Source organism: Clostridium sp. USBA 49 (assembly GCF_900167505.1).
Classification (GTDB): Bacteria; Bacillota; Clostridia; order Clostridiales; family Clostridiaceae; genus Clostridium_AT; species Clostridium_AT prolinivorans.
The window spans coordinates 138781-157075 of sequence record NZ_FUYD01000006.1; the positions used below are offsets into that span (position 1 = coordinate 138781).

An 18295-nucleotide genomic window follows, 5' to 3' on the forward strand; every position below is an offset into this window, starting at 1 on the left:
TTGTAATTAAGTTATAATTTTTATATAAATAGCTTAGGAGGTATTATATGAAAAAAAATATTATATTTACTATTTTAATAATTATAATATTTACTATTTCTTTTAATAAAAATAAAATTTTAGGATTGATTTTCTTATTACTTTTGTTTTTATTTTTATTAATAAAAAATATATCAAATATATATGTTTTTAAAGCTGTAAAAAAATATAAAAATGGAGATATATCTGAAGCTTTAAAATTATATGAAAAAGCATTAAAGCACAAAAATGTATCTTCTACAATAAAAATTAATTATGCTTATTTACTTATAAGAGAAGGAGAAATAGAAAAAGCTCTTAAAATATTAGAACCTCTTTTAAAAACCAATTTAAAAGACAGAGATAAAATTAATGCTACTTTAAATCTATCTATAGCTTTATGGAAAAAAGATAACTTAAAAGAAGCTATTAATGTACTTGAAAATTTATATGATAATAATTACAAAAATACAGTGCTATATCAAAATTTAGGCTTATTTTATATATTAAATGGAGATTTACAAAAGGCTTTAGATTTTAATTTAGAAGCTTATGAATATAATAATACTGATGCAAGCATTTTAGATAATTTAGCTATAAATTACTATATGCTTAAAGATTACGACAAGGCTTTAGATATTTATGAAAAATTAATTCCTTTAAATCCATCTTTTCCAACTGCATATTATTATTATGGATTGACATTAAAAATGAATAAAAATTTTAAAGATGCTTTAGAAATGTTTGAAAAATCTTTAACTTGTCGTTTTTCATATTTAACACCTATAAAAAAAGAAGAAATATTAAAAGAAATAGAAGAAATTAAACAAAATTTATAATAATTAATGTTTATGGCAGATTTAGCAGCAATGCTTATCTGTCATATTTTTTATGTTAATCATATAAATATTATATATATTTTATATTAAGTAATATCATAATTATTATTATTTTATTAAAGGAAATTTAATCTTTTATTACACTATTTAATTTTCAATTTAGATATCTATAAATGTCAGATATAAAATTTTAAAGTTTATATCTGTAATTTATTAATTATGATATACTTTATATAAAAGTAACTCCTAAGAGGTGAATATAATGGAAAACCGAGCTGGAATTGAATATTTTAAAGACGCCCATAAACTTGCTTTAAAAGAATATAATAAATGTGTTTCAAAAGGTGAAATAGGTTATCTTCCTTCTCTTGAAGGAATACTAAAAGACACAGAAATAATATCTCAAGTAGATTTAGGTTTAATAGAAATTCCAATGAAAAAAATTATAGGAACTTATACTCATCTTAGAAGTCTATCTTTTGCTAAAAACTTTATGCCTCTTATAGAAACTGAATTTAAAGATAAATGGTCAGCTCTTTGTATAGCTCATATAAATGAAGGTATACGAGATCCTATAAAGGTATATGAATATTTAAATTGGTTTTATGTTATTGAAGGAAATAAAAGAGTTAGTGTTCTTAAATATTTTGATGCTTATTCTATTAGTGCTAAAGTTATTAGACTTATACCTAAAATGGATGAAAATAATAAAGATATAAAAATTTATTATGAATTTCTAAAATTTAATAAAATAACTAAGATATATTCTATATGGTTTTCTAAAGAAGGTAGTTTTAATGAGCTTCTCAATCTTTTAAGCCGCTTTGATTCAAAATCACCAAACTTTTTTGATAAATATAAATACTTTGAAATTTATATTTATAATACTTTTTCAAAAATTTATAAAAAATTTGAAAATAATAAACTTCCATTAACAACTGGAGATGCTTTTTTAGAATATGCTAAAATTTATGGGATTCCTAAAGAACTTAATGAAGAAAAACTATCAAAAAGAATGCCTGAATTTATTAAAGAATTAGAAGCTATATGTAATAGTGATGATTATAAACTTTCTACTACTTTAATAGAACCTACTCAAAATAAAATGATAAGTACACTTACATCTTTAGTAATTCCAAGAAAAAAATTAAAAGTTGCTTTTGCCTACGCAAGAACAATAGAAAACTCTGGCTGGACATACGCACATGAACTTGGAAGGCTTCATATAGAAAAAGTATTAAAAGATCAAGTAATAACATCTTATGTAGAAAATGTTCCTGAAAATCTTGAAGCTTATAAAGTTTTTAAAAATCTTGTTAAAGATGGCAATGATATTATATTTACAACGAGCCCTATTTATTTAAATCCTACACTTAAGTGTGCTCTTGAATTTCCAAATGTAAAATTTTTTAATTGTTCTGAGGCACATCCATATCACCATATAAGTAATTATTATGGAAGAACTTATGAGGCTAGATTTTTAACAGGAATAATAGCTGGATCTATGACCAAAAATAATATATTAGGTTATGTGGCTACAAGTCCTACCCCTGAAGTAATTAGTTCAATTAATGCTTTTGCACTAGGTGCTAAAATGGTAAATCCTTATGCTTTAGTAAAAGTTGCCTGGACTAATGAATGGAATAGCAGAATGAAATTTACTGATGCTGGGAATTATCTTATTAAGCAAGGCTGCGATATAATATGTAACAGAACTTTAGATGTTCCTCATCCTGTTTCTACAGAATTTGGAGTTTATTCTATGTTATGTAGTATAGATCAAAACAAAGGTATACCTGATAAATATTTAGCTACACCTATATGGAATTGGGGAATTTTTTATGAAAAAATTATAAAAAATATACTAAATGACACATTTAAAACAATAATTGATATGTTCAGTACAGATACAAAACTTATAAATTTTTGGTGGGGAATAGATACAGGAGTTGTTGATTTATTTTATTCTAAAGAAGAAGTGCCAGTAGAAACTCAAAAACTTGTTAATCTTATGAAAAAAATGATTATAAATAATGCTTATCATCCTTTTACTGGTCCTTTATATGATAAATACGGCAATTTAAAAATAGAAGAAGATGAAACTGCATCTTATGAACAAATATTATCAATGGATTGGTTTGTCGAAAATGTAGACGCTGAAGAATATAAAATATAAAAATTAAAACCGCTGAGTATTTAAAACAGCGGTTTTTACTATATTAAATATCTATTAAATAATAATTAAATGCATTTACTATTTTAGTATTTTTATATTGCGTAACTCTAAGATTATGATTCCCATAATTAAGATGTATATGACCATGAAAGAAATATTTAGGAGAATATTTTTCTATTAATTTATTAAAGCATTTAAATCCTCTGTGGCATTCTGTATCTCTATCACCTATTCCAAAAGCAGGAGCATGAGTAACTAAAATATCAAATCCTTTATTTATCCATAATTTTCTTTTAAGTTTATTTATTCTTTTTTCCATTTCTTTTTCCGTATATTGATGTTTACCGCTACTATATTTATGACTTCCACCTAACCCTAAAATTCTAACATTTTTATATTTTACAAGCCTTCCATCTATATCTTCACATCCTTCAGGAGGCTTTATGCTATATGACGTATCATGATTGCCATGAACATAATATAATGGAGCTTTTATCATTGTTACCAAAAATGAAAGGTATTCAGCTTTTAAATCCCCACAAGATATAATAAGTTCTACATCTTTAAATTTTTCAGGTTGAAAAAAGTCCCAAATATATGAATTTTCTTCATCAGATACTAGTAATATTTTCACAATTTCTTCCTGCCTTTTCTTTAGTAAATATTTATTTTTTTAATTTATACAAGGCATAATCTGCACATAATATAAAAAATATATCGCCTACTATAGGTACAGGGAAGATGCCAATACCACATATTTTTATTATTATTTCAAAAATTTCGACAATTGAAGATATAAGCAATAAACATATTCCTATAGTATTTATATTTTTAAAACCTAGTAAAACAATAGCTGAAAATAAATATAAAGTATTTAATATTAAAAAAATACCATATATTAAATTATTATTTATAAATTCCATAGAATATCCTAATTCTTTTATAGAATTTATATTTACTTGGAAGTTAAATATTATAAATATATAAAAAATACTAAGTATAATTGAAAATATTATGCAATAATTAAATTTAAATTTATTGTTTCTAGAATATATGTAAATAGATATCATAGCTAATATTGGTATAGATATAAAATTCAAAAATATTATTGGCTTAAGTAAATACATATTTCTTATATTTTTATTTATTAAAAATATAAGAAGAGCTATATATCTAAGTGCTAAGGATATAAATGCTCCCACAGATAAAATCTTTATTTTAAAAGGAGCATATTTATATCCAAAATTTAACCCATAATAAATTAATATAAATGTTAGTAATAAAATTGATAAATAAATAAAATATATATTCATATTTACTCCAATAAAAATTATTATTACTAATATTTATTATGAATTTTACTTTTTTATTCTAATTAATTTTAATTTTGTTTCATTCCTAATACTTTTAATCCACCTTTAACACAGCTTATATTAAGAGGGAAATCCGGTCCCCTTTCTCCATCAATATCTGTAACTATATCTTCATGACATTCTATAAAAAGGTTATCAGTTTTAAAATACAATAAATTACTAGCATTTTCAAGATGCTCACCCTTAAGCATTTTTATAAATAAAGAACTTATTTCTACTATGCTTGAAGCTTTAATTATTATAACATCTAAATAGCCATCATCTATTTCTGATTTATATGCAAGCTTTAAATTTCCTGCAGTTCTTCCATTAAAAATAAGCATCAAATACATTTCTCCATCAAATTCTACTTCTTTTGATGAAACTTTAATTTTTATTTTCCTAAAATTTGGAATAGATTCAATACCTTTAACATAATAAGCAAGTTTACCTATAGTATTTTTTAATGCAACACTTGTTTTTTGGGATATATCTGTAAATAATCCCGTACTTGCTACATTTACAAAATATTTGTCATTAATTTTACCTATATCTACATTTTTTACATTGCTATTTAAAATTTGTTTACAAGCTTTAGACACATCTTGTGGAATACCTAAAAACTTAGCAAAATCATTAGCAGTACCTACAGGTAAAACTCCTATAGGTAAATCTATATTTGATTTTTTCATATAATTTACAACAGTATCTACTGTTCCATCTCCACCAGCAATTAATATATAGCTGTAACTATTATCAACATCTTCAAAAGCTTCATAAATTTCATATTCATAGCTTATTCTAAAAGGTATAACATTATATCCGTATTTTTGATGAATTGCAATAACTTTGTCTATATCCATTATAATAGTATTTTCACCAGAATATGGATTATATATAAATTTTACCTTTTTCAAATTAGTTCACCCTCTAATGTAAAATATTATATTTATTATATACTTTATATAATAAATCCACAAGAAAATTTAACATAATCTTGTGGATTTAACAATTTATTAATTAAAATTACATATTTGGAGAACTAGGCTCTGAAATATTACCCAATGCTTTTCCTGCATCATCATTAAGCTTTGACTCTACAGCTAAATCTCCTAAAGCAACTATACCTGTAATTTTACTATTTTCAACTACAGGAAGTCTTCTTATTTGTCTTTCACTCATTATGCGTGAAGCTTCATGGACATCCATATTAGGATTAGCAGTTACTGGATTTGATGTCATTATATCTCTTACCTTTTGATTTTTAATATCTTGATCTTGTGCTATAGAACGTGTTGTTATATCTCTATCTGTTATAACTCCTATAACATTTTCTCCTTGACAAACTGGAATAGAACCAATATTATGCTCTTTCATAAGCTTTGCAGCTTTTTCTACTGTATCATTTTCATTTAATGTAATAACGTCTTTTGTCATTATATCTTTAATTTTCATATTATTTCCTCCTTACATATTTTTTATTAATTTTTATTATATATTTTTAGCTAAAAAGTAACTTTTATTATATGTACTTTATTCACTTATTTTTAAAAAAGTCCAATATTTACATGTATATACAAATAGTCTGTAATTTGGTCAATTTAACAATACCTATATACTTGCATAATATAAAAATGAACATTGCATTATTGATGAATATGATATTATAAAAAATTAATTATGTAATTTTTAATTAAAATAAATTTAAAAAACAATATAATATAATAACATAGATTTATATTTATTTTATAAAATGGTAATTTAATATTACTTATTCGTTCATAATATGTTATAATACATAATATGTTATAATACATGTTTTATTTTTTATATTATTTAGGAGTGATTGTTAATGCAAACAAAAAGTGCAGTCCCCAATTTATTTACCTTTTCCAATTTAGCTTGTGGTATTTTGTCTTTACTTTGTACTTTTAATGGAAATTATAAATGGTCTTGTTTGTTTATAATAATTGCAGGTTTAATAGATAGATATGATGGAAGAGTGGCAAGATTTTTAAAAGTTTCCAGTGAACTTGGTAAAGAATTAGACTCTCTTGCTGATTTAGTATCTTTTGGAGTTGCACCATCTATATTAGTTTTTAATTTATATAATTTTATAAGTCTTGGAATAATGGGCTATGTTCTAGTTCTAATTTTTCCTATTGCTGGTGCCTACAGACTTGCAAGATATAATTCAACACCTTTTAATAATATATTTACAGGTATTCCTATAACTATTGCTGGATCAACACTTGCATTTTACTGTTTTATCACATTAAAAAATACTAATAACAATATATTAGCGATTATTATATTACTGATACTTTCTTACTTAATGGTAAGTAAGCTTCAAATTAAAAAGGTGTAAAAATTTACACCTTTTTAATTTGAAGCTTTATTTATATCTTTTAATTCATCATCCATCTCTTTGCAGATATGTTTTAAATCCAATTTATTTTTTATAATTTCAGATTTAATAAGACAGTAGTCTAAATAATCATAAGATATCTTATCTAAAGTATCTACTATAGAATCTATTACTTCTCCTAAATCTTCAGCTCTATCTAATGCTTTTTTTACATCTTTTCTTTTTGCTAATGCTATTTTATTAAGTTCATCTGCTCCGCCAATTAATAATTTATATGAATTTACCAATTTAAAAAGCAAATCTGCTAAATTGTTAATATCAACATAATGTTCTTCTATAAGCTTTTTGTAACTCAACAAATCACCCAAACTTTATTAATATCACATTATTTATATTTTAAAATTTTAAAGCTTATTACAAAATATAATATATTATTTTTATAATACCTTATTTTTTAATCTTATTCCAGTTGGTGTAGAAGCTAGACCTCCTAATGCTGTTTCTCTAAGTTCACAAGGCATTTGTTTTCCAACTTTGTACATAGCTGAAACTACATCATCAAAAGGAATTAAACTTTTTACTCCGCTCATAACCAAATCTGCTGTAGTAAGTGCAGATACAGCTCCTGAAATATTTCTTTTTGCACAAGGTACTTCAACTAATCCAGCTATAGGATCACATACAAGTCCTAAAATATTTTTAATAACTATTGCTCCTGCATCTAAAGCCATAGAAGGTGTGCCTCCCATCATTTCTACAACTGCTCCTGCTGCCATAGCTGAAGCTGAGCCACACTCTGCCTGACATCCTCCTTCAGCTCCAGAAAGAGTAGCATTTTTTGCAATTAATATTCCTATTCCTGAAGCTGTAAATAATGAATTTACTAATTCATCATCACTTTTATTAAGCTTTTCTCCTGCACTTATTATAGCTGCTGGGAGTATCCCGCAAGAACCTGCTGTAGGAGCTGCTACAATTTTTCCCATAGCAGCATTTACTTCAGAACAAGAGAGAGCTCTTGCCATAGCTTTTAATATAAATTCTCCACATAGACTTTTTCCTTTTTCAATATAATTTTGAATTTTTACTGCATCTCCTCCAATAAGTCCGCTAACAGAAATTACTTTATTTTTAAGTCCATATTCTGCAGATTCCTTCATTATATATAAATTATTTTTCATTTTATTTGTAATATCTTCTCTTGAAAGTCCTGTTTCTTTTATTTCTTCTCTTATTGTATATTCAGCAATAGAAATTTTTTCATCATTACATGTTTTTATAAGTTCTTCTCCACTGTTTACAAACATTTTATTATCACCTTTCCTGCAATGGGTTAATAACTTTTATGCTTTTAATATTACCTATATTTTTCATTTTTTTAACAATATCTAATGTTACATTTGAATCTGTTTCAAAAATCATAGTAGCTTCAGAGCCTTTACTGCTTCTATATACACTCATAGTTGCTATATTTATTTCTGCTTCATAAAGTATAGCTGTAACCTTTGATATAACTCCGGGTACATCTATATGCTTTATTATCAAAGTAGGATATTCTCCTGTAAACCTCATCTTTTCCCCATCCACTTCAGTAATAACTATATTCCCTCCGCCAATAGAAGAACCCATAATTTCTGATTTACTTCCATCATATTTTTTTATAATAAATTTTACAGTATTTGGGTGCTCATCTCCTAAATCCGTTTCAATAAATTCCATTTTAATTCCTTTTTCTTTCGCTATAAAAATAGCTTTTCTAAGTCTTTCATCCCAAGGATCCATTCCAAGTATTCCTGCTGCTAATGCCCTATCTGTTCCATGCCCTTTATAAGTTTTAGCAAAAGATCCATGAAGTAAAAATTTTACCTCTGATATATCTCCTCCCGCAATAAGTTTAGCCACCTTAGCAAGACGTGCAGCTCCAGCAGTATGAGAACTTGAAGGTCCAATCATAATTGGACCTAATATATCAAAAACACTATAATTTTTTATCATATGCTCTCCACCTTATTTCATATTAAAAATACTTTTTATATATATACACTACAAAAGGCATTAATAAAATGCAATAGCTTAAATTTATAATTTTAAAGTATTTATTTTAATATTTATAAAATACACTTCCTCCTATAAATTCCCTTAATATAGAATTACTCGGTACATATTCAGTACTTACCTCTTTAAAAAAGTTTAAGAAACTTTTAAGCCTTAATGCTTCATAATAAACGGGACTATCTTCTTTAATTTTGGAAAGTTCTTCTATTGCATATTTTTTCAAAACACAAAGTTCATATACAAGAGTTGAATTAAACATAACATCTGCCTGTTCTTGAAAGACAAATATATTTTTTTCTTCTCCTCGTCTTATAGAAGGCCACATTTTAAGAGTTTCTTCTCCACTATAACCTCTGGATAAGTAATCCCTTACCATTCTTCTAATAATCCTTACATCTGTTGTTGCTATTCTATTGTGATTATCTAAATTTAATTGAGTTAATGCACTTATATATATTTTAAATTTATTTTCTTTTGGAATTGCTGAAGTTAACATTTCATTCAATCCATGAATTCCCTCTACTATAAGTATGCCATTTTTAGGTAGCTTTATCTTTTGTCCATTCCATTCTCTCATACCTTTTTTAAAATTAAATGTAGGTATTTCTACTTCTTCTCCTTTTAAAAGAGCATTAATATGCTTATTAAAAAGCTCTAAATCTAATGCATATATGGACTCAAAATCATAATTCCCATTTTCATCTTTAGGAGTATGCTCTCTATCTACAAAATAATCATCTAAAGAAATTGGTATAGGATAAAGTCCATTAACTCTAAGCTGTATACCAAGTCTCCTTGCAAAAGTTGTTTTCCCTGAAGAAGAAGGTCCTGCTATAAGAACTAATTGAGAAGATTTTCTTTCATAAATCATATCAGCTATATATGCAATTTTCTTTTCATGAAGTGCTTCTGCTACATGTATTATGTTTATAATATCTCCATTTTCTACTTTATCATTTAAAGATCCTACATCAGCGACTTTTAATATATTTCCCCATTGTTCTGTTTCATAAAAAATCTTGAATAATTTTTTATATTCTACAAATTCAGGTATAATTTCAGGGTTTTCTTCAGATGGGTATCTAAGAATAAATCCAGGATAATAAAACATCAAGTCAAAATATTTTAAAACTCCAGTACTATACGCCATAGAACCATAAAAATAATCATATCTTCCATCTAATTCATAAAGATTTATTTTTTGTAGTGAAACATGTTTAAGCAGCCTTATCTTATCTTCCATATTATATTTTTCAAATATTTTTATTGCTTCATCTTTACTTACACTAACTTTTTTAATTGGTAAATCCTTATTAATAATCTCCTTCATTTTTATCTTAATATTTTCAATATCCTCATAACTTAAAGTGGTATTTTTTTCTATTTCTCCAAATAGTCCTTTACTTAATGAATGTTCTATGGTAATTTTAGCCTCTGGATATAAATCTAATACTGCTTTTATAAGCACAAATTGTAAAGTTCTTATATATGTTCTCATTCCAATATTTGTACTAATATCTATAATTTCAAAATCACCATTCTCATTAATAGTTTCAGTAAGTTCTTTATATTTTCCATTTACTTTTGCAAGAACTACAGGTAGTTTATGGTTTTTATAATTTTGTTTTACTATATCTGCAAGAATTGTCCCTTTTTTAACTTCAATAGTGTTTTCACCATTTAGTTTGAGTATAATTTTATCCATAAATTCCCTCCTAACCTGTTATATTATTTCAATAATATCATTATACTTGTAAAATAAAAAAATATTTCATTATTCACTTATAATTTCTAATAAATTTACAAAAAATATACCTTACATAAATATTTATAATTTTATTTTAATATTAATAAAGGACGTGATTTTTTGTTTATTACAATGTTTCGTACTATAATATTATACTTTATAGTAGTTTTCACTATGAGAATAATGGGAAAAAGGCAAATTGGAGAAATGCAGCCTTTTGAACTAGTAATTGCTATTATGATATCTGAACTTGCTTCTATGCCAATGCAAGATACTCGAATTCCTTTATCTCATGGCATTATTCCTATAATAACACTTCTTCTTTTACAGGCAGTTATAACTTTAGCTGAGCTTAAAAGTGAACTTGCCAGAAATATATTTAGCGGGAAACCCAGTATAGTTATAAAAAATGGGAAATTAGATATTAAAGAATTAAAAAACAATAGATTTAACCTTAATGACTTGTTAGAAGAACTCAGACTTCAAGGATACTATAATATAGAAGATATAGAGTATGCAATATTGGAAACAAGCGGTCAAATGTCTATAATACCAAAAACTAATCTTGAACCTGCTACAAAAGAAGATTTAAAAATCAAATATACCCAAGATAAATTACCTATTACTTTAATACTTGATGGCAAAATAAATACCAATAATTTAAAAATCATTAAAAAGAACAAATCATGGCTTATGAGTGAATTAAATAAAAATAACATTTCTTCTTTAGATAAAGTTTTTATTGCACTTATAGATTCCAAAGGAAAGTTCTTTTATCAACTTAAAGAAGGAGGAACATCTAAAAAATGAAAAACGTTGTATTTTCAATTATAATTTTTATTGTAATGATATTTTGTATGTTTTTTTCAATAAATTATCTTTCTAAAACAACTACAAATCTTCAAACTCTAAATAATGAACTTGAAGAATATATAAAAAATGATAATTGGGAAAAAGCTTACAACGCTTCTTTAGATATTACTAAAAAGTGGCAAGATGAAAGCAGAGTTATAAAAATATTTGTAAATCACCAAGAAATAGATAATATAGAATTAGAGCTTTGGAAAATTCCTCAATATGTAAAGGAAAAAACCAAAGATGAAGCTTTAGCTAGTGTGCATGTTTTAAAATTTCTTCTACTTCATATATACGATTTAGAAAAAGTTAATATTCAAAATATTTTTTAAAACTATGGAAAAACTATTAGCATTGAATTATAATATAATTGTATCAAAATCAGTCCCACTGGTACGATTAAAGTCCCTAATACATAATGAAAGGTGGAATTTTAATGGCTTTAGTAACTACTAAAGAAATGTTTAAAAAAGCTTATGAAGGTGGATATGCAATTGGTGCTTTTAACATCAATGATATGGAAATAATCCAAGGAGTAGTAAATGGTGCAAAAGCGCAAAAATCCCCTGTTATACTTCAAGTTTCATCAAGTGCTATTAAATTTGCTGGAGCTAAATATTTAAAAAATATGGTAGATGCTGCTGTTGCTGAAACTGGAATAGACATAGCTCTTCATTTAGACCACGGTCCAGACCTTGAAACTGTAAAAACAGTTATAGACGCTGGATTTACTTCCGTTATGTTCGATGGTTCTCACTATGAATATGAAGAAAATGTAAGACTAACAAAAGAAGTTGTTGATTACGCTCATGCAAGAGGAGTCGTAGTTGAAGCTGAACTTGGACAACTTGCTGGAGTTGAAGATGAAGTTTCTGTTGAAAAAAGCGTATATACAGATCCTGCTCAAGCAGAAGATTTTGTTAAAAGAACTGGATGTGACTCTTTAGCAATAGCTATAGGAACAAGCCACGGAGCATTTAAATTTACAGGAGAAGCTAAACTTAGATTTGATATACTTGAAGAAGTTCAAAAGAGACTTCCTGGATTCCCAATAGTTCTTCATGGAGCTTCTGCTGTTGATCCAAAATATGTTGAAATGTGCAATCAATATGGCGGCCAAATAGCTGGTGCAAAGGGAGTTCCTGCAGAAATGTTAAGAAAGGCATCTTCTATGGCAGTTTGCAAAATAAACATGGATACAGACTTAAGACTTGCTATGACTGCAACACTTAGAAAATTCTTTGCTGAAAATCCAAAAGAAATAGATCCAAGAAAATACATGGGTGCTGCAAGAACTGCTATTCAAGAATTAGTTGAAGATAAAATAAAGAATGTACTTGGTTCATCAAATGCACTATAATAAATAAAGAAAGAGATAGGATTTTCCCTATCTCTTTCTTTATTTATTTTTATATTTTTTAGGCGAACATCCATAATATTTTTTAAAAAGCTTACTAAAATAATAAGGATCATCATATCCTACCATAGATGCTATTTCTTTAACAGTAAACTCTCCATTATCTAAAAGTTCCTTTGCTTTATAAAGTCTTATACCAATAAGATAATTTATTGGTGATTCCCCTGTTTCTTCTTTAAATAATTTAGATAAATATATAGGATTTAAATGTATATAATTAGATATCATTTCTAATGATATAGCATTCATATAATTTTCATTCATATATTGAATAATTTTTTTTATTAAATATCTTTTATCATATTGCATAATAATGCCGCAATTACAACACATATATATCCCCTCCATTTCTCATTAATTTTACAATAAGTATTTAAATTAATAAAATATTAAAAACGTTTAAAATTTATATAAATATATTGATAAAAGTTTACATTTGCCTTTATTCTTCAATATTTTAATAAATTTATAAAATTACTTTTTATATTTAACAAGTTAAAATAATACATTTAATTTTATTATTTTATATTGCATAATATACTAGAATAAAAATTTATTTATATTAAAAAGGAGGTAAATATTATGAAGGCTATAAAGTGGATATATCAATATATAAAAGAATATAAATTGAAAATGTTTTTAGGATTATTTGCCGTAGTAATTTGTTCAGCACTTAATATGATAAACCCATATATGTCTGGATTTATTGTAGATAAAATTATAAATGGAGGTCAAAAAAATCTACTATTACCTGTATTATTGCTAATGATTTTTACAACTATTATAAAAACTGTAATAAGATATTTCTATCAGCTTAATTTTGAAAAAATATCACAGGCAGTTATTTTTAATATTAGAGATAAAATGTATAGTTATCTTCAAAATCAAGATTTTTATTTTTTTGATAGTACAAGAACTGGTGATATCATGACAAGAATGACTGCTGATATAGATGCAGTTAGACATTTTATTGCATGGGTTATTTATAACATTTTTGATAACGTTCTTATATTTTTATTCGCAATTATAACTATGTTTACTATAAATGTTAAATTTACTTTTATAATGCTTTCAATTACTCCATTTACTGCTTTTTTTGCTTATAAATTATCTAAAACAGTAAAAGGCAGTTTTGCTGCTATAAGACATCAATTTTCAAAACTTAATACAGTAGTTGAAGAAAATATAAGTGGGAATAGAGTAGTAAAAGCTTTTACACAAGAAGATTATGAAATTAAAAAATTCTCAAAAGTAAATTCAGGATACAAAGAAAAAAATCTACAAGCTTCTAAAATTTGGGAAAAATATCTTCCGATATTAGATTCTCTTGCAAGCATACTTGTTTTAGTTTTAATTCTTATAGGTGGAATTATGGTTATAAATAAAAATCTTACTCTTGGTGAGCTTATAACATTTAACAGCCTTATTTGGGCTATTAATAACCCTCTTCGTATGGCAGGATGGCTTATTAATGATGTTCAAAGATTTGCAGCTTCTGGTGAGAAAATTATGGAATTTATGATAGAGAAACCTAGAATTAAAAATGCATTAAAAACTACTAAAAAAGATAAAATTGAAGGTTATGTTGAATTTAGAGATGTTACATTTAGTTATGGAGATGAACCTGTATTAAAAAACATAAATTTAAAAGTAAATCCCGGAGAAAAAGTTGCTATTATAGGACCTACAGGTTCAGGCAAATCTTCACTTATAAGTTTAATATGCAGATTTTATGACTGTACTTCTGGTGAAATATTTATAGATGGAATAAATATTAAGGATTTAGATATTGTAAAGCTCCGTCAAAATATATCAATTGCAATGCAAGATATATTTTTATTTTCTGATACAATAGAAGGAAATATTTCATATGCTGTACCTGATGCACCTATTAGTGATATAACTTGGGTTTCTAAAATAGCAGGAGCTCATAATTTTATAGAAAATATGCCTGAAGGTTATGAAACAATAGTTGGAGAAAGAGGAGTTGGACTTTCTGGAGGTCAAAAACAAAGAATAGCTTTAGCTAGAGCTTTAATTAAAAATCCTTCAATATTAATTTTAGATGATACAACTTCAAGCGTAGATGTTGAAACTGAACATGAAATTCAAAATACATTAAATTCATATTTTAAAAATAAAACAACATTTATAATTGCTCATAGAATATCTTCTGTTAAAGATGCAGATAAAATATTGGTATTAAAAGATGGAGAAATAGTAGAAGAAGGTAATCATAAAGAACTTATAAATAAAAAGGGATATTATTATAAAACATTTATTAATCAATTAGGAGATTTTAATAGAGAGGAGGCTGTTTAAACATGGCTAGAAACAAATATGATGTAGATGAAGATTTAGAAACTAAATTTAATTTAAATCACTTAAAGAGAATACTTAAATATTTAAAACCTTATAAAAAAGAAATATTAATAACATTAACACTTATGTTTATATCAAGTATAGCTGCTTTATTAGGACCTTATTTAATAAAAGATGCCATAGATAATAAAATAAAAAATAAAGATATAAATGGTTTACTTATATTATCTTCTATTTTCCTTATAACTGTAATAGTTTCAGCAATTTGTTTAAAATTTAGAATAAGGATAATGAATTATATGGGGCAAAGCGTCATAGAAAAAATAAGAGCAGATTTATTCTGCCACCTTCAAAAGCTTCCCTTTAGTTATTATGATAGCAGACCTCATGGTAAAATACTTGTAAGAGTAGTTAATTATGTTAATTCTTTAAGCGATTTACTTTCTAATGGTCTTATAAATGTTATAACAGATTTATTTAGTTTAATAGTTATAATATTTTTTATGCTTGCTATAGATGTAAAATTAACTTTAATTTGTATGGCAGGTCTTCCTATATTAATAGGTGCAATATTTTTAATAAAAAATGCTCAAAGAAAAGCATGGCAGTTATTAAGCAGTAAACAATCAAATCTAAATGCTTATATACATGAAAGTATCAGTGGTATTAAAGTAACTCAATCATTTGTAAGAGAAAATAAAAATTTAAGCATATTCAATAATCTTATGGAAGAATACAGAAGCACTTGGATGAGATGCGTTTCTATTCAATTTGTACTATGGCCAACAGTAGAAAATCTCTCCGTACTTACTACAGCACTTGTATATGTAGCTGGAATAAGCTGGTTTACAGAAGAAATTACAGTTGGTGTACTTATAGCTTTTATAAGTTATATAGGTAGATTTTGGGGACCTATAACTAATATTAGTAATTTTTATAATTCAATAATAAATGCTATGGCATATCTTGAAAGAATATTTGAAACATTAGACGAAAAGCCATTAGTAAGTGATTTACCTGGTGCTTTTATTATGCCGGAAATAGAAGGAAAAGTTGAATTTAAAAATGTTGATTTTAGCTATGATGAAAACAAAAGAATTTTAAATAATATAAATTTTACAGCAAATAAAGGTACATCTATCGCTTTGGTTGGACCAACTGGTGCAGGTAAAACTACTATAGTAAATCTTATAAGCAGATTTTATGATGTAGAAAATGGAGAAGTTCTTATAGATGACATAAATGTAAAAGATGTTACTCTTAATTCTTTAAGAAAGCAGATGGGAATTATGCTTCAAGATTCATTTATATTTTCAGGAACTATTATGGATAATATTAGATATAGCAAATTAGATGCTACCGATGCAGAAGTAATAAGAGCAGCAAAAGCAGTTAAAGCTCATGAATTTATAATTAATATGAAAGATGGATATTACACTCAAGTAAATGAAAGAGGTTCAAGACTTTCTGTTGGGCAAAGACAGCTTATATCCTTTGCTAGAGCACTTCTTGCAGATCCAAAAATTCTTATTCTTGATGAAGCTACTTCAAGTATAGATACTCAAACTGAATTAGCTCTTCAAGAAGGTTTAAATGAACTTTTAAAAGGAAGAACTTCTTTTATAATTGCTCATAGACTTTCAACCATAAAAAATTCAGATATAATTATGTATATAGATAATGGTCGTATTATGGAATCAGGTACTCACTATGAACTTATGAATAAAAAAGGATTTTACTACAAACTTTACACTGCTCAATATAGTTTCTTAGAAGCTATATAAAAATAAGTAATAAAATTTTAAGCTGATAAATTTTTAATTATAATTATACTAAAATTCATTTAATATTTAAAAATAAATATTAAAAATAAAAAAACTGCCTTATAAAATTTTAAAAATTTTATAAGGCAGTTTTTTATGTGAAAATTAATATTTTTTAACAGCTCTTGGATTATATTTATAACACAAATTTACAAATTCTTCGTCTGGAACAAACCTTACTTGTACTCTTTCATTTCCTCCTGTTATCATAGCTACATATATTTTTTTATCTGTAGTTTTGGGAAAAAGATTTAAAACTTTAGATGGTTTATTGCTAAAATCTTTTACATAATCGCTATCCTCAGCAGCCAAAAGTTCAGTATTTTTTATATCAAAAGAAAAAACATGACTTCTTTTTTTCATTTCTACAATTTTATCTATATCGATTTCCCCATTTGTAAAAACGTATTCATATTCAACATATAAGTTTCTCTTTAAAAAAAGCATTCCTATACCTAATAATAAAAATATAATAAAAAATACTAAATTAATTGAAAGAGTTATAAGTGCCATTACTCCAAATAAATAAAATAATACTTCAACCACCTTATAAATGCCTGTTTTATAGGTCGTTATAAGTTGTTCATAAAAGTTTTCCATTTCATGTCCCCCTCGTATTGTGAATTAACTTAAAGATATTATATCATAATTATAATAAATAAAAAAACATATTTTAAATTATTTAAAAATAAATTAACTATTTGTATATGGTTTAAGAATAAAAAACTTATATAATGTTAATTATTATGTTATAATTTTGTTTGTCGGGAGTGATGATATTGAAAGAATTGGAAACAAGAATATTAGATGTTGATATAGATTATATTAGGAAAAAACTTTTATCATTAAATTCTAAAAAAGTAAAAATGGAGAATCAAACAAATAGAATTTATGATTTTAAAGATAGAAGACTTTTAAATTTAAAAGGCTATGCTCGGATAAGAAGTATAGATGATATGATAAATAATAAAACTATTCATTATATGACTGTAAAACAAATGTTAAGTCAAGAAAAATATAAAATTATGGATGAACACGAAACAATAATAGAAAGCTTTCAAGAAGGGGAAAATATTTTTAAGGCTTTAGGACTAGAATTAATTGAAATTATAGAAAAATATAGAGAAAGTTACAAATATAAAAATACCCTTATAGAAATAGACATAAACGAAAAAAGTTTTTGTCCTTTCCCTTATATAGAAATTGAAACTTCTTATGAAGAAGAATTAAAAGAAATTGTTAGTCTTTTAGGATACAAAATGGAAGATACTACTTCTAAAACTATATATGAAATTTTAAAAGATAGAGGTATTAAAAAATAAC

The 18295-nt window shown here is 25.5% G+C and carries 19 protein-coding genes; 9 read left to right on the forward strand and 10 right to left on the reverse strand.

The genetic code is table 11. The annotated features are described in order from the left end of the window. Window positions 1-47 precede the first annotated feature (47 nt). Both B5D11_RS07715 and B5D11_RS07720 read left to right on the forward strand, forming a co-directional pair. Window positions 48-857 (forward strand): tetratricopeptide repeat protein, encoded by an 810-nt coding sequence (locus tag B5D11_RS07715; RefSeq protein WP_078682472.1) that lies wholly within the window; start codon window positions 48-50, stop codon window positions 855-857. A 262-nt stretch (window positions 858-1119) separates the two neighbouring features. After that, a complete protein-coding gene (locus tag B5D11_RS07720) occupies window positions 1120-3033 on the forward strand; it encodes a BMP family ABC transporter substrate-binding protein (protein ID WP_078682473.1) in 1914 nt (637 codons plus the stop codon). 43 nt (window positions 3034-3076) lie between these two features. On the opposite strand, the gene B5D11_RS07725 is transcribed toward B5D11_RS07720, so the two are convergent. From B5D11_RS07725 to B5D11_RS07740, 4 genes are all read right to left on the reverse strand, one after another. Continuing rightward, on the reverse strand, window positions 3077-3667 hold the full coding sequence (locus tag B5D11_RS07725; RefSeq protein ID WP_078682474.1) for a metallophosphoesterase family protein: 591 nt from the start codon (window positions 3665-3667) through the stop codon (window positions 3077-3079). Window positions 3668-3698: 31 nt separating this feature from the next. Then, on the reverse strand, window positions 3699-4346 hold the full coding sequence (locus B5D11_RS07730; protein WP_078682475.1) for a hypothetical protein: 648 nt from the start codon (window positions 4344-4346) through the stop codon (window positions 3699-3701). A gap of 68 nt (window positions 4347-4414) precedes the next feature. Then, a complete protein-coding gene (locus tag B5D11_RS07735; protein ID WP_078682476.1) occupies window positions 4415-5302 on the reverse strand; it encodes a YegS/Rv2252/BmrU family lipid kinase in 888 nt (295 codons plus the stop codon). A 109-nt stretch (window positions 5303-5411) separates the two neighbouring features. Next, window positions 5412-5840, reverse strand: coding sequence for a CBS domain-containing protein (locus B5D11_RS07740; RefSeq protein ID WP_078682477.1), 429 nt, complete (start codon window positions 5838-5840; stop codon window positions 5412-5414). A gap of 397 nt (window positions 5841-6237) precedes the next feature. Between B5D11_RS07740 and pssA the strand changes: the two genes are divergently transcribed. Next, window positions 6238-6753 carry a CDP-diacylglycerol--serine O-phosphatidyltransferase gene (gene pssA, locus B5D11_RS07745; protein WP_078682478.1) on the forward strand — a complete coding sequence of 172 codons (516 nt, stop codon included), beginning with the start codon at window positions 6238-6240 and terminating at the stop codon, window positions 6751-6753. A 14-nt stretch (window positions 6754-6767) separates the two neighbouring features. Here the strand turns inward: pssA and B5D11_RS07750 are convergent, their stop codons facing one another. From B5D11_RS07750 to B5D11_RS07765, 4 genes are all read right to left on the reverse strand, one after another. After that, entirely contained in the window at window positions 6768-7109 is a 342-nt protein-coding gene (locus tag B5D11_RS07750) for a hypothetical protein (protein WP_078682479.1), read from the reverse strand. Window positions 7110-7190: 81 nt separating this feature from the next. Then, the gene (sdaAA, locus tag B5D11_RS07755) at window positions 7191-8060 is read right to left on the reverse strand and encodes an L-serine ammonia-lyase, iron-sulfur-dependent, subunit alpha (protein ID WP_078682480.1); all 870 of its coding nucleotides are present in this window, start codon (window positions 8058-8060) and stop codon (window positions 7191-7193) included. A gap of 7 nt (window positions 8061-8067) precedes the next feature. Then, window positions 8068-8745 carry an L-serine ammonia-lyase, iron-sulfur-dependent subunit beta gene (sdaAB, locus tag B5D11_RS07760; RefSeq protein ID WP_078682507.1) on the reverse strand — a complete coding sequence of 226 codons (678 nt, stop codon included), beginning with the start codon at window positions 8743-8745 and terminating at the stop codon, window positions 8068-8070. 109 nt (window positions 8746-8854) lie between these two features. Then, window positions 8855-10513, reverse strand: coding sequence for a nucleoside kinase (locus B5D11_RS07765; protein ID WP_078682481.1), 1659 nt, complete (start codon window positions 10511-10513; stop codon window positions 8855-8857). 162 nt (window positions 10514-10675) lie between these two features. Here B5D11_RS07765 and B5D11_RS07770 point away from each other — a divergent pair, with 162 nt between their 5' ends. The 3 genes from B5D11_RS07770 to fba all read left to right on the forward strand — a co-directional run bounded on the left by B5D11_RS07770 (window position 10676) and on the right by fba (window position 12770). Next, window positions 10676-11365, forward strand: coding sequence for a DUF421 domain-containing protein (locus B5D11_RS07770; RefSeq protein ID WP_078682482.1), 690 nt, complete (start codon window positions 10676-10678; stop codon window positions 11363-11365). Next, window positions 11362-11742 carry a DUF4363 family protein gene (locus tag B5D11_RS07775; protein WP_078682483.1) on the forward strand — a complete coding sequence of 127 codons (381 nt, stop codon included), beginning with the start codon at window positions 11362-11364 and terminating at the stop codon, window positions 11740-11742. Before B5D11_RS07770 ends, B5D11_RS07775 begins: the two co-directional genes overlap by 4 nt. Before the next feature lie 104 nt (window positions 11743-11846). Next, entirely contained in the window at window positions 11847-12770 is a 924-nt protein-coding gene (gene fba, locus B5D11_RS07780; protein WP_078682484.1) for a class II fructose-1,6-bisphosphate aldolase, read from the forward strand. Between the two features lie 39 nt (window positions 12771-12809). Here fba and B5D11_RS07785 read toward each other — a convergent pair whose 3' ends face one another. Further along, on the reverse strand, window positions 12810-13160 hold the full coding sequence (locus B5D11_RS07785) for a helix-turn-helix transcriptional regulator (protein WP_228201965.1): 351 nt from the start codon (window positions 13158-13160) through the stop codon (window positions 12810-12812). A 249-nt stretch (window positions 13161-13409) separates the two neighbouring features. Here B5D11_RS07785 and B5D11_RS07790 point away from each other — a divergent pair, with 249 nt between their 5' ends. Next, window positions 13410-15149 carry an ABC transporter ATP-binding protein gene (locus tag B5D11_RS07790; protein WP_078682486.1) on the forward strand — a complete coding sequence of 580 codons (1740 nt, stop codon included), beginning with the start codon at window positions 13410-13412 and terminating at the stop codon, window positions 15147-15149. Window positions 15150-15151: 2 nt separating this feature from the next. Next, window positions 15152-16933, forward strand: coding sequence for an ABC transporter ATP-binding protein (locus tag B5D11_RS07795; protein WP_078682487.1), 1782 nt, complete (start codon window positions 15152-15154; stop codon window positions 16931-16933). A 144-nt stretch (window positions 16934-17077) separates the two neighbouring features. Here the strand turns inward: B5D11_RS07795 and B5D11_RS07800 are convergent, their stop codons facing one another. After that, window positions 17078-17572 carry a hypothetical protein gene (locus B5D11_RS07800; RefSeq protein WP_078682488.1) on the reverse strand — a complete coding sequence of 165 codons (495 nt, stop codon included), beginning with the start codon at window positions 17570-17572 and terminating at the stop codon, window positions 17078-17080. A 179-nt stretch (window positions 17573-17751) separates the two neighbouring features. On the opposite strand from B5D11_RS07800, the gene B5D11_RS07805 reads away from it, so the two are divergent. After that, on the forward strand, window positions 17752-18294 hold the full coding sequence (locus tag B5D11_RS07805; RefSeq protein ID WP_078682489.1) for a class IV adenylate cyclase: 543 nt from the start codon (window positions 17752-17754) through the stop codon (window positions 18292-18294). The last annotated feature ends 1 nt before the right edge of the window (window position 18295 follow it).